General features: G+C 68.6%; 12 protein-coding genes and 1 pseudogene. 5 read left to right on the top strand and 8 right to left on the bottom strand.

Features of this window, described 5'->3' with window-relative positions:
* The first annotated feature begins 338 nt into the window (after positions 1–338).
* A complete protein-coding gene (locus ACFYX0_RS34930) occupies positions 339–1,460 on the top strand; it encodes a Ca2+-dependent phosphoinositide-specific phospholipase C (RefSeq protein ID WP_388976579.1) in 1,122 nt (373 codons plus the stop codon).
* A 157-nt stretch (positions 1,461–1,617) separates the two neighbouring features.
* On the opposite strand, the gene ACFYX0_RS34925 is transcribed toward ACFYX0_RS34930, so the two are convergent.
* The 4 genes from ACFYX0_RS34925 to ACFYX0_RS34910 all read right to left on the bottom strand — a co-directional run bounded on the left by ACFYX0_RS34925 (position 1,618) and on the right by ACFYX0_RS34910 (position 6,630).
* Entirely contained in the window at positions 1,618–2,967 is a 1,350-nt protein-coding gene (locus tag ACFYX0_RS34925) for a hypothetical protein (RefSeq protein ID WP_388976576.1), read from the bottom strand.
* Between the two features lie 379 nt (positions 2,968–3,346).
* A complete protein-coding gene (locus ACFYX0_RS34920) occupies positions 3,347–3,514 on the bottom strand; it encodes a hypothetical protein (protein WP_388976573.1) in 168 nt (55 codons plus the stop codon).
* 242 nt (positions 3,515–3,756) lie between these two features.
* Positions 3,757–5,649: an FG-GAP-like repeat-containing protein gene (locus tag ACFYX0_RS34915; RefSeq protein WP_388976570.1), complete on the bottom strand. Its 1,893-nt coding sequence runs from the start codon at positions 5,647–5,649 to the stop codon at positions 3,757–3,759.
* Positions 5,650–6,018: 369 nt separating this feature from the next.
* Positions 6,019–6,630, bottom strand: a complete 612-nt coding sequence (locus ACFYX0_RS34910; RefSeq protein WP_388976567.1) for a DUF4232 domain-containing protein — start codon at positions 6,628–6,630, stop codon at positions 6,019–6,021.
* 100 nt (positions 6,631–6,730) lie between these two features.
* Here ACFYX0_RS34910 and ACFYX0_RS34905 point away from each other — a divergent pair, with 100 nt between their 5' ends.
* Both ACFYX0_RS34905 and ACFYX0_RS34900 read left to right on the top strand, forming a co-directional pair.
* The gene (locus tag ACFYX0_RS34905; protein ID WP_388976565.1) at positions 6,731–7,081 is read left to right on the top strand and encodes a hypothetical protein; all 351 of its coding nucleotides are present in this window, start codon (positions 6,731–6,733) and stop codon (positions 7,079–7,081) included.
* Between the two features lie 174 nt (positions 7,082–7,255).
* Positions 7,256–7,846 carry a TetR/AcrR family transcriptional regulator gene (locus ACFYX0_RS34900; protein ID WP_388976562.1) on the top strand — a complete coding sequence of 197 codons (591 nt, stop codon included), beginning with the start codon at positions 7,256–7,258 and terminating at the stop codon, positions 7,844–7,846.
* Here ACFYX0_RS34900 and ACFYX0_RS34895 read toward each other — a convergent pair.
* A complete protein-coding gene (locus ACFYX0_RS34895) occupies positions 7,750–8,298 on the bottom strand; it encodes a thiamine pyrophosphate-binding protein (RefSeq protein WP_388976560.1) in 549 nt (182 codons plus the stop codon). The two genes, ACFYX0_RS34900 and ACFYX0_RS34895, sit on opposite strands and share 97 nt — an antisense overlap.
* A gap of 146 nt (positions 8,299–8,444) precedes the next feature.
* On the opposite strand from ACFYX0_RS34895, the gene ACFYX0_RS34890 reads away from it, so the two are divergent.
* Positions 8,445–9,380 carry a LysR family transcriptional regulator gene (locus tag ACFYX0_RS34890; RefSeq protein ID WP_388976558.1) on the top strand — a complete coding sequence of 312 codons (936 nt, stop codon included), beginning with the start codon at positions 8,445–8,447 and terminating at the stop codon, positions 9,378–9,380.
* 158 nt (positions 9,381–9,538) lie between these two features.
* On the opposite strand, the pseudogene ACFYX0_RS34885 reads toward ACFYX0_RS34890, so the two are convergent.
* Positions 9,539–10,322 (bottom strand): annotated as a pseudogene (locus tag ACFYX0_RS34885) (MBL fold metallo-hydrolase).
* A gap of 99 nt (positions 10,323–10,421) precedes the next feature.
* Between ACFYX0_RS34885 and ACFYX0_RS34880 the strand changes: the two are divergent.
* Positions 10,422–11,030 carry a CGNR zinc finger domain-containing protein gene (locus ACFYX0_RS34880; protein ID WP_388976555.1) on the top strand — a complete coding sequence of 203 codons (609 nt, stop codon included), beginning with the start codon at positions 10,422–10,424 and terminating at the stop codon, positions 11,028–11,030.
* A 110-nt stretch (positions 11,031–11,140) separates the two neighbouring features.
* On the opposite strand, the gene ACFYX0_RS34875 is transcribed toward ACFYX0_RS34880, so the two are convergent.
* Together ACFYX0_RS34875 and ACFYX0_RS34870 are read right to left on the bottom strand one after the other, a co-directional pair.
* Positions 11,141–12,955 (bottom strand): ABC transporter ATP-binding protein, encoded by a 1,815-nt coding sequence (locus tag ACFYX0_RS34875; protein WP_388976553.1) that lies wholly within the window; start codon positions 12,953–12,955, stop codon positions 11,141–11,143.
* 119 nt (positions 12,956–13,074) lie between these two features.
* The gene (locus ACFYX0_RS34870) at positions 13,075–13,197 is read right to left on the bottom strand and encodes a hypothetical protein (RefSeq protein ID WP_256255708.1); all 123 of its coding nucleotides are present in this window, start codon (positions 13,195–13,197) and stop codon (positions 13,075–13,077) included.
* Positions 13,198–13,425 lie beyond the last annotated feature (228 nt).

Here is a 13,425-nt window from a genome sequence, read left to right as displayed (position 1 = left end):
CCGCCAGGCCCTGGCTCCGTACGGTGCGGGCTTGGCCGTGGTGGCACAGCTGCCCGGCAGCGTCGTCCTCGGCCGTAGAGGTGACGGCTACAGGACGTTCCTGCTCTCCCCGTGTCCAAGCTTTCTTGGCATGCCCACTTCCATACTAAGCGGCTGCTTGCTATCAACCGATGGTCCGCTTCTCACCTCTGGGAGGCCCCGTGGGAGCGTCACAAGCACTCGCAGTGCTGCTCTCTGCCTCGACGCAGATCAGTCCGCCGCGCGCTCCCGCGACGCCCGATGCCCAGCTTCCCTCGGCACACCCCCGCTTCCGTCACTCCCGAACGCAAGGAGCTCCGATGCCTTTCGCGATGGCGCGAACCTCTCCATGGCGCCGCAAAGCCCGCGTTCTGGGGGCCGCCTTACTGCTCAGCCTGGCGGCCCTGCCGTGGACCTCGGCGACATCCGGCCATGCCGCCACAGCGAATTCCGGTACGGACACATCAACGTTCGACGACGTCCCGCTGAATCAGCTCTCGGTGTCCGGACTTCACAACGCCTACGAGCAAGCAAAGTCCAAGTCCCTGACCAAGGGCCTCGACCTTGGTGCGCATCTGTTGGAGATCGACACCTACAGCACCTACGGCAACCCCGGCGGATGGGTGGTCAGCCACTCAGACCCCCTGGCCAACGACAACAACTGCACCTACACCACCGGTTCAGGCGTGTTCAAGAAGACCTGGGAGAACGGCAGTCTGAGGACCTGTCTGGACGACCTCAGAAGCTGGAGCGACGCGCACCCCGATCACGACCCCGTCTACCTCAAGCTCGAACTGAAATGGGGCTTCCGCTCCGGCGCGGGCATGGGCCCTGCCCAACTCGATCAGCTCGTGGCCAAAAACCTGGGTGCCGACCATCTCTTCACCCCCGCCGACATGCTCGGCACCGCCTACTCCACCCTTGATGACGCCGCCAAGGCAGGAGCCTGGCCCACTTGGAAAGAACTCCGTGGCAAGTTCATCGTCTTCCCCATCACCGGCACGATAGAGAACAGACTCGCCGGCTACGACCTGGACAACCTCTCCACCGAACAGGAATACGCCCAGTACGTCGCCGACCTGGCGGCACACGGCCAACTCGCCCACGCATCCATGTGGCCCGCCATGACAAAACCGTCCCCCCAGGGCGATCCCCGCCTCATCTACAGCCCCACCCTGCGCCCGTGGTTCGTCATCTTCGATACCCAGGCCACCCGTTGGCTCAATGACGGATACAGCCTGTCCTGGTACTGCGGCAATCACTACCTGACCGTCGAAGGCTCAGCCGAGAGCGTCCCCCCGGCGCTCGATGACACCAACCCCGACCCCGCGGCCGCCGCGCAACGCGTTCAATACCTCGCCCAGCAGGGGCACTCGAGCGTCACCACGTTCGACTGGATGAATACGCCCGCTGCATTCACCCTCTGGCCGCGCGACTGCTGAGACTCCGCCGACGAGGGTGTACGACTGCGACCGCCGACAGGAGCCGGTAAGCAGCTCAGGCGCCCAGGGCCGCTACGGCGGGCGCCCGGGCCGCGGCCGAGGCTGTCGGTGGACCGTTCGCCGTCGGCTGTGTCCAACGGCGAACGACCTCGGCCGATCAGGAGTCGGCGATGCGGACCAGTCCGCCTATACAGCCCACGTACGCCGCACCGTCGGCCCCGATCGACACCGGGGCGTAGTGGTTGTTGAACAGTGGTCCGGCACCTGCCAGCCGGCTCCATGCCCGATTGCCCGTCCGCACGTCCACTGCCGTGAGGTACCAGGCGTCCGGAGCCCCGAGGGAGCGCTCTTTGGGCTTGAAGGCCAGTTCCGCTGCGGACGGATGGGTGTAGGTGTACAGCAGCCCGTTGCCCAGTGCCGCCTTGCTGACCACGCTGGGGATGCGCTCCGTGGTGTTGGACCAGGCGGTGGTGCAGCTCTTGCGCGCGTAGTCGACATGGACCCGGACCAGGCCGGGGACCGTTTCGGGCAGCCGGTGTCCGAGGAAGCCTTTGAGGAGCGCGTTGCTGCCGACCACGTACCCGTAGTTGTTCTCGGCTATCAGGTCGCCGTCCACGGCTATCAGGCTGTTCTCGTCAGCTCCTTTCCACGCCGGGAAGACCGGCTCGGCACACACTCTGGTGGGTCCGGCCTTTCCGCGGGCCATCACCAGCACGTGCATCTTCGGGTCGGCGTTGTCCGTGATCGCCACATAGCCGCCACCCGGGCCGGACGCCGGACCGATGAGAGTCGGAGTGGTACCGCTGCCCTGGCTGAGCTGGCCAGGCTTCTGCCGCGTGCCCCGGTCGTACACCGCACGCCAGGTGGCCTGGGGTGCTCCCCCGAGGCCCGCGTCGAACCGGTAGAGCGCATGGTCACTGACTACGAAGACTCCACCAGACTCGTCGACCGCGATGCTGTTGGCGATCTGCTCGCCACGCAGTGTCCGGGAGCGCACCGCGCCGGTGGTCAGGTCGACGGTGCCGACGACACCGCTCCTGGTGACGAACCACAGCAACCCCGACCAGTCAGGCAGGGCAGAGACGATCCCAGCGGTGCCGATGACCGGCTTCAGGTCATAACTGCGCCGGGTCACGAAGGTGTTGCCCTGGATCGCCACGACCTGGATGCCACCGGTCTTGGTCGGCACGACCACGCGGTCGTTGTTGTCCAGGTAGAAGTATCCGCCGCCCGGCACGTCCGTCGGACTTGTGCCGACGGTTCCCGAAAGTTCCAGGCTGGCGATCGTGCTGAGGTTGTCCGGGTCCAGCAGCATCAGTCGTGGCGCGCGCCTCGGGGCCATACAGACGGTGACCAACCGGCCCCTGGAATCGAACGTGACAGAGCCGCACAGCCCGCCCTGCAACCGGGTTCGGACGCTCAGGTCGCGTCCTGCGGGGCCCGCTTGGGTGTAGGTGTCCGTCTGATAGGCGTCGTCGTGCAGATTGCTCGTGCCGTTGGGAGCCATGAAGGGATGCCTCGGAACGGCCGGGGCATCGACCGGGTGAGGCGCAACCGCATGACCGGTGAACGGCTCGAGGTGTGCCGCACGAGGATCGGCGGGTATGGGTACGGCGGGTAAGCGGACATGCCCTGCCGACGCGGTGGCCGGCAGGGCAGCAAGCCACACTGCGGCCGCCACGAATACCAGGAAAATACGTCTTCCGCACACCACGTGACCACCTTTCAGGAATCAGTGGGCCCGCAAGCTACCGACAACGCCGTTCAGGCACAACAGAATGTGGCGGATTCTCATCTCACCCCCGCCGTTTCAGCCATTGCAATTGTCGACGGTTCGCCGCCTGTCTCCGACCAGGAATTGTTCTGTTCAATCGCTCGCGGAGTTACTACGTGCCATGGCAGGGCGTACGCCGCTGGGGAGGGCTATGATCGAATCGCTCGTCGTGCTCGGTGGCGATCCGGCCCGTCACGTCCTGCGGCGGCACGGTGACCCTGGTCGAGCGGTCGGCGGCGATGGCCGAATCGCCGACCTTGACGGAATCGATGTTCTTCATCGAGCCATTCGTCAGCCGAGCCATGATGCCGCACGAATATCGCCTGCCGCACCGGTCATCTGGACGAGAAGCGCTAAACGAGCGTCGCCCCATCGGAATTCCGGAAGGGAGTGCCTGAAATCTTCTGGCCGATTACGGCCCGACCCACCGGCCTCTCGGCGGCAGTTGTCCGTCGACATGGTCAACGGCATACCGCCCGGCACCGTTGAGCGCTGGGCGGCATCGCGATGGGCGCCTTCGGATCAGGAGTGCGGAACCAGGGATTGCGCGGTGCCCACGTGATCCTTGCCGGTGTCGGCGTACATGGTCGTACCGCCGTCGGACGAGCGGACGACGAGGTCGTCGGTGCGGTGGTTGCCGGTGTAGTTGCCGGCGGTCATCACCGTGCCGTGCGTCCAGAGGCCGTGGGGATTCTTGACGCGCACCTTGGTGCCGAGGCCGGAGGCGGTGGTGCCCACGTAGTTGTCCAGCTCGCCGTCCGGCCGCTGGAGCATCAGGTCCCACTTCTGGTTGCCGGAGAACTCACCGTTGGTGAGCAGCGTGGAGTCCTTCCAGGTACCGCTCGGGGCCTTGAGCTTGTGCTCCTGCCCGAAACGTCCCGCGCTGACGTTGGTGTAGAGGCTCAGACTGCCGTCCGACCAGCACACTGCCAGGTCGGTGACATACTGCGAGGTGCCGAAGCGGCCCGCGACGATCTGGGCGGCCTTCTTCCAGGTGGCGTTGGGGCCGACCATCTGGGCGCCGGGCGCCTTGAGGCCGTTGCTGCCGACGTCGCCGTAGAGCGTGACTTTACCGTCGGGCCAGCGGACCATCAGGTCGAAGCTGTTCGATCCGGTGAAGTCGCCCGCGGTTATGATCGCCGCGCCCTTCCAGGTCGGGTTGGGGGTCAGCAGCTGTCGTTCGGCGACGAAGTGACCGTTGCCGTCGCTGCTGTAGAGCGTCACCTCGCCGTCGTCCCAGACGACGACCAGGTCGCTGTGGCCGACGCCGTTGAAGTCGCCGGAGGCCATCAGCTTCGCGTGCTTCCAGGTCGTGCCGTTGCCCATCGTGTAGGGCAGAGGCGGCTGCTGGTAGGGGCCGTAGTCCGCATGGAGGCCCTTCTGAGCGTCGGCGTAGAGCTGGAAGAAGCGGTCCCCGTGCAACGGGCTGTAGGTGATCTGGTTGTACAGCGGGTCGCTGGGCCTCACATCGGGGCCGCCCCCGTTGAAGCCGCCGACGTTGCCGATGATCTGGCCGGTGTTGCCCGAAGCGTCGAACTTGGAGAACCACGGGCCGCCGGAGACACCGCCCCACATTCCGCCGCAGTCGATCTGCATCTGGTAGTAGGACGTCAGCACGGTCGTCCGGACGTCGGCGCAACGGAACGCCTGGTCCTGCGGGTTGTGTCCGATCGACGGGTAGCCGATGACCGTAACCTCGTTGGCGAAGCCGGGTGTAGGGGCCAGGGTGTTGCCGCCCACGACGTCCTCGATCTCCCTGCCACCGTTGGACTCCAGGCCCGCGAAGGCGAAGTCCAGGTCGGAGTTGGCACTCTTGTCGGAGGCGTACTGCTTGTCGCGGAACCATTCCTTGACCGGCCAGATCCCGTACGGCTGCTGGGCCGCCGACTTGGTGTGGTCGTACTTCGGAACGAACACGGCGTTCTTGCCTACACAGTGTCCGGCGGTGAGGATGAGATCGTGTCCCTCACTGCGCACCACGCTGGCCGAACAGTAGTGGGCCCGCATGTTGCTGTCCGTGTGGAAGAGCATGCCGACGGACGTGATGCCGTCGAAGTGCTGGCCGGTGAGCCCGGCTCGGGTCAGCCCGTTCCTCCGCGGAGCCGTCCAGCCGCTCGGCTGGGGTGCACGGCCCGAAGGGTCGGTGGCCGACGCCATCCGCTGAGGTGTCCAGAACCGGATGGCGTCCTGAACCGTCCAGATTCCGCCGGTGGACGGCGAGGCGGTGACCGACTCCGAGGCGCTCGGTACGGATGTGGCCTCGGGTGAGTCCGCCGACGTGGCGGACGCCCGACTGGTGGTGGCTGGGGCCTGCGTGGCGGCCTGTGCCGACGCCGCGCTCCCCAGCAGCACCGGGGTGCACAGCACACCCACAGCCCCGAATATTCGTCTCTTGTACAACGTGGTCTTCTCCAAGTGAGGCCGGCACGGTAGGTCGCCGGCTGTGCGTGTCGACGGCAGGCACGGCGAAGTCATGGGCCAGGCCGGCCCCGATCCCCCACAGCGGTCCACTGCGACGCAGCACGACGCGGATGTTCCACCGGCCGCCTGCACGCGGTGCACCACAGGCTCACGCACCGCGAGAAACGCCACGGCCCATGCGTACTGCGGGCAGGCGTGGACGTCCCGCACGGCTCACTGCACAGGGCTCACCGCATAAAACAGCGCACCCCGTTGCATGCCCCCGTGCCGCCGAAAGGCGGTTTCCAGTCGACCGTGGTCAGCGGTCGTGGTCACCATGATCGCACGGATGAATGGGCATACGCACGATAAATAGCCACACGTTTAACGCAGTTGAGGCGACCCCAGCTGGATGGCGGTCCCGCATACCTGCGCCGGCACGCGGCGGCCGTTCGCGTCGGTCAGCTGCGCGAAGGCACCGTAGTCGTGAGCGGCGGCGTGCGGCGGGCGCACGGAGACACGGGGATCGTTGTCACCCGGAATGAAGCAGCCCCCGTGCCGGGCGGGGGTCGCCACGTAGAAGAGCGGGAACACGACGGCGTGGCCCGCGTTCAACGCCAGCCTGACTGAAGTGCTTTTCTTCGGCTTCGACGAGACGCTCGGCCCCTTGCCCACGTAGACGTCGATGTCTGGGTAGCCGTCGAAGGCGCATGGCCGGGAGCCGGTGTTCGTGGCGCTGAGCAGGGCCGTCGGCGCGTTGTGCCGCTTGTCGTCGAGGCGCGTCAGTTTCCACCGCAGGTGCGGCGTCCCGCAAGCGGCGGTCCCTTTCGCGTGCGACGAGGCCGAGGGTGACGCCGTTGACCCGGTGGCGGGAGCGGTGGTCTCCTGCGGTCCCGCGGTCGGCCGGGTGGATACGGTCTCACCCCGCCCACAAGCGGTTGCGGCCAGAAGCACCGTCAGGCCGACCACGGAGACAGCTGCTGTCCGCCGTGCCATGAATTCCCCTCTGGGTGAAGACACCCCAGCGCCGGCCGGGCGCCGCCGCTTCTGCCTTCCCGGACAGAGAGATGCAGCTCCTGCCGAGGAGGTTCCACGGTTGGCCGCCCGGCTCGAGGGCACGGGCGTCTCGGTCTTCGCGGCAGACCCGGGCGGCGCCGCCACCGACATGACCAACGACACGGTGAGCGATCCGAAGATCGTCTCGCCGGGGCTCCGGCTGCTCTGGCCACTGGTCCGGCGCAAGTTCGAACGCTCCACCTCAGGCCCGGCGTCCGTGGCGGCCAAGCCCTCGATCTTCGCCGCGACCGACGGCTCGCTGGCCGGCCGGACCGGTGTCGTCATCGGACCCCGGGCACATCCGGTCGCCCCCTTCCGTCCGGCAACGGATCCCCGTATCGCCGAAGCCATCCGCCACCTCAGTGAGCGCCTCGCGCCACTCACCGGGTGACAGAGGCCGAGGCAGCTCAGCCACGACCACCAGGCGGCCAGATTCCTGAAGGCAGCGGGGCAGGTGTCCGACGAAGAGCGCCGACAGGTCGGCGACGACGCTCGCTCCCTGCCCTCGGTCTCCTTGCGCAGGCTCGACACAAAGTGCGCGAGGGGGTGACGGGCGAATCGTCCGATGCGCACGCCACGGATCATTGCCGTGGCCCGCGATCTCGTCGACGAAGGCACACCGCTGCAGCTCAACGACATCGCCCGCCGGGCCGGAGTGGGTGTCGGCACCGTCTACCACCACTTCCCCACCGCCGAGGCGCTCCTGGAGACCGTCGCCGCCCCCTGCCTTGCGGAACTCGCCGCCCACGGCGAGCAGGCTCTGGCCGACACCGACCCCAGGCGCGCCCTCACCGGCTTCCTGACCCGCACCGTCGAAGCGCAGGTCACCGACGCCTCCCTCTCCCCGGTCACCGCCGCGTCCACGGACGCCCTGCCCCGCACCACCGAACTGAAGCGGGCCCTGAAGTCGGCCTGCGCGCAGTTGCTCGAGCGCGCTCGCGAAGCCGGGGTGGTCCGCGCCGACCTGACCTCCGACGACGTGGTCCCGCTCATGTGCGGAATCGCCTACGCCGCACAGATGCACAGCGCCCCTGCCGCACGTACCGAGACCGCCCGCCGCTATCTGACCGCGCTCCTGGAAGGCTTGTTCATCGGCACGGCACGGCACGGCAGGTCGAATGATGTTGGTGGCCTTCGGGCCGGGCTTCCTCGCTGAGGATCCCATTGCCCTTGCCTCGGCGTCGCTGCGGCCGTGGAGGCACGGCAGGGGGGCGGGACGATGGGGGCACCTCCGTGGCTCAGCAGCCCCCTCAACGCTGCAGCACCTCGATCAGCCGAGGCCATGGCGTCCACCGGCACATAACGGCGGGCCTGCTGGCCCGCCATGATCACGACGGGAGTGTGCCAGGCCGCTGTGTTGGTCAGGCCGCCCATCGCGTTACCCATGCCCGAAGCGGTGTGCAGGTTGAGAAAACCTACGGTGCCCGACACCTGCGCATATGCGTCCGCCATGCCTATCGCGGCGCCCTCCTGCAACGCGACGTTATAGGGAATGTTGGACGGGAGCCCGGTCAGGAAGGAGAGTTCGTTCGAGCCCGGGTTACCGAATACCGCACTTACTTCGTGCCGCTGGAGAATCGCGTAGAAGGCGTCGCTCACAGTGACCATGGGCGCTCCTCATGCTCGACGCCTCTCGCCAGTCACCCGTACAACCGATCCGCGATCGGAAGCATCAAGGCGAGCGCCATACCAGCGGGTCAATCAACCGCAGGGTCACGGGACACAACCAATAGTTGTGCCGATAGGGTGTCGACATGGACCTCAACGCCGTCCGGACCTTCGTGTCCGTCGCCGACACGGGGCAGTTCCAGGAGGCCGCCGCCGAGCTGGCGGTCACCCAGCAGGCCGTCTCCAAGCGCATCGCCGCGCTGGAGCGCAACCTCGGCGTGCGACTGTTCACCCGCACCGCGCGCGGCGCCGAGCTCACCATCGACGGGCAGGCGTTCCTGCCCCACGCGCGGGAGCTGCTGCGCGTCGCCGAGCGCGCGGTCGCGTCCGTGCACACCGGCCGCCGACCGCTGCGCGTCGACATCATCGCCTCGCGCGGCGCGGCGTCCGGCCTGATGCGCGCCTTCCACCGCGCGCACCCGGAGATCGACCTCGACGTGGTGATGCTGTTCGAGATCGAGACGGCCGTCGCCGCCATCAGGTCCGGCGCGATCGACGCGTCCTTCCGCGCCGTCACCATGCCCGGCCGGCCCCTTCCTGACGACATCGAGTCCGTCCGGGTCCTCGACGAGCCGCTCCAGCTCCTCACCGGCCCTGCCCACGCGCTGGCAGGCGCCCGGTCGGTGACCGTCGCTCAGTTGGCGGGGCACCGGATCTGGATGCCCGGCATCGTCCCCGGTACCGAGTGGGCCGCCTACTACGACGACCTCGTCGCCGAGTTCGGACTCACCATCGAGGCGACCGGGCCCAACTTCGGCTCCGACGCGCTCCTCGACACCGTGGCCGACACCCCGGCCCTGGCCACCTTCATGGGCGAGTACACCCGCCTCGTCTGGCCCGCCGACCACGGCCTGCGCCGTATCCCGGTGACCGACCCGACGCCCGTCTACCCGCACTCGCTCCTCTGGCACCGCGACAACCCCCACCCAGCGCTGGCCGCCCTCCGCGCCCACCTCGCCGCCGCAGCGGCCGGCCACGCCGCCGCCGGGACCTGGACGCCGGACTGGGTGATGCCGCGCTGAGCGCCGCCGTATCTTCGATCATCGTGGTCGCATCGACGGACGGCGGCTCGGGGCAGGCGTGGCCATCGGCGCACTGCGGCTCTCCCCGCCGTGCGCCTCATATGCCTTGACGGTGATCAAGGCTGTGAAATGCCCTGGGGGGTCTACGAGTCGCTCGGTCAGGCGTGGCGGCCCCAGTCCAGGCGGTCGGCCAGGCCCGCGGCGGTGAAGGCGGCTGCCAGTTCGTCGCGGCCCTCGGTGAAGTGGGCCCAGCTGTCGTAGTGGGCGGGAACGACGCGGCGGGCCCCGAGGATCCGGGTGGCCTCGGCGGCCTGGGCACTGTCGAGGACGATCAGCGCGCCGTCGAAGAGGACCGGGAAGCGAGGGGGCTCCGGCGAAGAGGACGGCGGTGTCCACCAGGGCGAAGCGCTCGGCGATCTCCTTGACCGCGTCGAGTGAGGCGTTGTCGCCGCTGACGTAGACAGCGGGCAGGTCTTCTCCGGTCAGGACGAAGCCGACGACCTGGCCGGCGATCGGCTCGATCTCCTCGCGCGTGCCGGGGCCGTGGATGGCGGGTACGCCGGTCACGGTGATCGTGCCGCCGTCGGGGCGGTTCAGCTCGACGGACTCCCAGTCGGTCAGGCCCTTGGTCTTCTCCCCGAGGCGCTTGGCACCGCCGGGCGTGGTGAGAGTGAGCGGGACGTCGGCGAGCAGGGCCCGCCCGGACTTGTCGAGGTTGTCGGCGTGCTCGTCGTGCGAGAGCAGGACCACGTCGACGGGGCCGAGATCACCGGGGTCGACGGCCGAGGGGGCGGTCTTGGTCAAGACCGGGCCGGACGAGGGGTAGTCGCCTGGGCCGTCGAAGGTCGGGTCGGTCAGAAAGCGCAGGCCGCCGTACTCGAACAGGGCAGTGGGGCCGCCGAGGACGCGGACCGGGAACTGCTGGGCGTCGTGCAGGGACATGCTCGCCACTCCTCATTTCTCACGGAAGGACTCCGCTCTTTCCGTGTGGTCCACGCCAGGCAGGTATCACGGAAAAACGCAAGGGTTACCATGAGAGCCATGAACGAGGCCGTGGGCACCGACATCACGCGGGCTGCTCTGCCCCCGGCTCCGGGGGCCGACCGGCGCCGGTCCCTGGACTTCGTCGACACCGCCGCGACGCTGCCCGCCGGCCAGGGCTACGACCTGCTCGCCGCCCCCGGCTCGGCCATGCGCTGGCTCACCGCCCATGACCTGGCCACCCCGGACGTGCAGATGTACGACGGCTGCGCGCAGCGGATGCGCACGCTGCGCGATCACGTCCGCGCCCTGTTCACCTCGCGCGTCGACGGCGCGATCCCGCCTGAGGAATCCCTGCGGGCGGTGAACGAGGCGCTCACGGCCGTGCCCACGGCGCCCCTGCTCGCCTGGGACGGGGCACAGGGGCTGCGTCGCATCCATGCGCACCCCACCGACCAGGCCGTGAATCACGCGCTGGCGATCCTCGCCGCCGACGCCGCCGACCTGCTCACCGGCCCCGACGCCGACCTCCTCACCACCTGCGGCTCCGCCCCCTGCGACCGGTTCCTCCTGCGCACCCATGGTCGACGTCACTGGTGCTCCACCCGGTGCGGCGACCGGGCCCGCGCCGCCCGCGCCTACGCCCGGCGCAGCAGCGCCTCGGCGTGAGGCACCGCCCCACGATCCCCGCGGGAAACTGCCGAAATCTCCGCGAGCCTCGGCAGGGCACGTCATCCGCCGGTAGCCGTCGGCGCCGGCGTACTCGGTAGCGCTCGGCCTCAGGCCGCGTCGTGCTCCCGCTCCATGCCCGTCGTCGATGACTGACCCGGGGCCGTGATGACGGCCGTGCCGTGGGCGAGGTGGAGGACGACGTCGGCCTGGGCCGTCAGGCGGAGGTCGTGGGTGATGAGGAACGTCGTGCGCTGAGCGGTGAGGCGGCGCAGCGGCGCCATGATGCGGGCCGTGGAGTCGTCGTCGAGTCCGGCGGTGGGCTCGTCGAGGATCAGTACGGGCGCGGTGCGGAGCATGGCCCGCGCGAGGGCGATCCTGCGGCGCTGGCCGCCGGAGAGGTTGTTGCCGCGTTTGCCGACAGGACTGTCGTAGCCCTCGGGCAGCACGCTGACGAAATCGTGCGCGTCGGCCGCGACGGAGGCGGCGAGCATGTCCGCCTCGGTGGCGTCGGGACGGCCGTAGGTGATGTTCTCGCGGACCGTGCCGTCGAAGAGCATGCTGTCCTGCGGGAGCAGGGTGACGTGCCGACGCACCTCGTCCACCGGGAGTTCGGCGATGTCCCGGCCGTCGAGCAGGATGCGGCCCCGGGACGGCTCGTGGAACCGCAGCAGCAGCTTGCCGAGGGTGGACTTGCCGGTGCCGCTGGGCCCGGTGACCGCGACGAGCAGGCCGGGGGCGATGTCCAGGCGCACCTGATGCAGCACGGGTTGGCCGCTGCCGGGGTAGAAGAAGCTGACGTCCTCGAAGGTGACAGAACCGCGCACCGGTTCGGCCAGCGTCGGGACATCCGGTCGCGGAGCGGTCCCCTGGACCACTCCGGTGCGCAGCACCTCGATGAGGCGTTCGCAGGCGGCGGTCGCGGAGGAGGCGCTGACCACGATCTCGCCGAGTTCCTGGAGCTTGGGGTGGAGATAGCCGAGAAACGCGGCGAAGGAGAGCAGGCCGCCGACGCTGAGGTGGTGTTCGGAGATCTGCCAGGCCCCGGCGCCGATCACGGCCAGTACGCTGAGGGTCTCGACCAGTTCGCCCATCGGGCCGTACGCCGACGAAAGCCGGATCTGCCGCAGCCCGGCACGCATCCAGCTGCGTCCCTCGCGGTGCACCTTGCTGCGCTCGGCCTCCTGCCGGCCGTAGGCCTGGACCAGGGGCATGTTGGCCAGGCTCTCCTCCAGCAGGGTGGCCAGTCGGCCGTTGCTGTCGCGTTCGGCGCGGGTGGCGGAGCGCATCAGGGTGCCGAACCACCGGGCGCCGAACCAGATGAGCGGGGCTGCGGCCAGGGTGATCAGGGCCAGTTGCCAGCTGGTCCAGAAGGCCGCCACGCCGAACACGACCGCTCCGACGGCGGACGTGATCAGTTCGACGGGTGCGGAGGCCACCAGCGACTCGACGGTCTCGATGTCACCGGTCAGCCGGGAGACGAGGTCACCGGTGCCGAAGCGGTCCAAGGAGTCAGGGGGCACCTGTTGGAGGTGCTGGAAAACCCGGTCGCGCAGACCGAGCAAGAAGTGCTCACTGGTCCAGCCGGCGAGATAGCCGCCGGCCGCAGAGGCGATCGCGCCGACCGCGGCGAGCCCCAGCCAGAGGGCTGCGGGTCCCCAGAAGGCGGCGAGATTGCCGGGGGTGAGCACGTCGTCGGTGAGGACGCCCACGATGCCGATCGCGGCCGCGTCGCACCCGGCGGAGACCACCAGCAGCACCGCGGACACGACTACGGCCGTACGGTTGATGCTGACGAGCGGCCAGAACGTACGGAATGCGGCCAGCGGCGAGATACGCGCGTGACGCATCCGGGACGAGGCACCGGCCGTGGCTCCCGCCCCGGATCCGGCCAAGGCCGTAGTGATGGGTGCTGCGGTGTGCATGGCCGACGCTTCCTGGGCACTGCCCGATCCGACGGCGTGCCGGGATCCGCCGCGCATCTGTGCTGCGCGAGCGGACCCCGGCACGGTCTGCCTGTGTGGTCGTGTTCCGCGACTCCGCGCTACTTGGCGGCGGCCTTCTTGTGCTTGCGGTGGTGGTGCTTCTTGTGGTGCTTGGCCTTTGCGGCGGCGCCGCATTCCTTCTTCTTGGCCTTCTTGGCCAGTGTGATCTTGGCGAAGGACATGTGATTATCCCTTCCTGACGGAGCGTCAATCAGCGCTGATAGCCGCTGACTTCGTCTTGTGTCGCACCCATGAGTACGGGGACGGCTGACGTCTCACTCACAAAGGAAGGTGAGCGTTGGATTATGTTCCCTTACCGAATCCACGTATTCGAATGCGGCCGAAGCACGTAACCGTCCGACTACGGCAAACACAATGACGGCCCCAATCGCGGGGATAGCCCCACGGGC

This window comes from Streptomyces sp. NPDC002573 (assembly GCF_042889625.1).
Classification (GTDB): domain Bacteria; phylum Actinomycetota; class Actinomycetes; order Streptomycetales; family Streptomycetaceae; genus Streptomyces; species Streptomyces gibsoniae.
This window is presented reverse-complemented; position numbering and strand designations above follow the sequence as displayed.

Coding starts and splice junctions, on each gene's coding strand:
- ACFYX0_RS34930 (WP_388976579.1), top strand. CDS start 339: ATGCCTTTCGCGATGGCGCGAACCTCTCCATGGCGCCGCAAAGCCCGC.
- ACFYX0_RS34870 (WP_256255708.1), bottom strand. CDS start 13,197: ATGTCCTTCGCCAAGATCACACTGGCCAAGAAGGCCAAGAAGAAGGAA.
- ACFYX0_RS34910 (WP_388976567.1), bottom strand. CDS start 6,630: ATGGCACGGCGGACAGCAGCTGTCTCCGTGGTCGGCCTGACGGTGCTT.
- ACFYX0_RS34875 (WP_388976553.1), bottom strand. CDS start 12,955: ATGCACACCGCAGCACCCATCACTACGGCCTTGGCCGGATCCGGGGCG.
- ACFYX0_RS34900 (WP_388976562.1), top strand. CDS start 7,256: ATGCGCACGCCACGGATCATTGCCGTGGCCCGCGATCTCGTCGACGAA.
- ACFYX0_RS34925 (WP_388976576.1), bottom strand. CDS start 2,967: ATGGCTCCCAACGGCACGAGCAATCTGCACGACGACGCCTATCAGACG.
- ACFYX0_RS34895 (WP_388976560.1), bottom strand. CDS start 8,298: ATGGTCACTGTGAGCGACGCCTTCTACGCGATTCTCCAGCGGCACGAA.
- ACFYX0_RS34890 (WP_388976558.1), top strand. CDS start 8,445: ATGGACCTCAACGCCGTCCGGACCTTCGTGTCCGTCGCCGACACGGGG.
- ACFYX0_RS34920 (WP_388976573.1), bottom strand. CDS start 3,514: ATGAAGAACATCGATTCCGTCAAGGTCGGCGATTCGGCCATCGCCGCC.
- ACFYX0_RS34880 (WP_388976555.1), top strand. CDS start 10,422: ATGAACGAGGCCGTGGGCACCGACATCACGCGGGCTGCTCTGCCCCCG.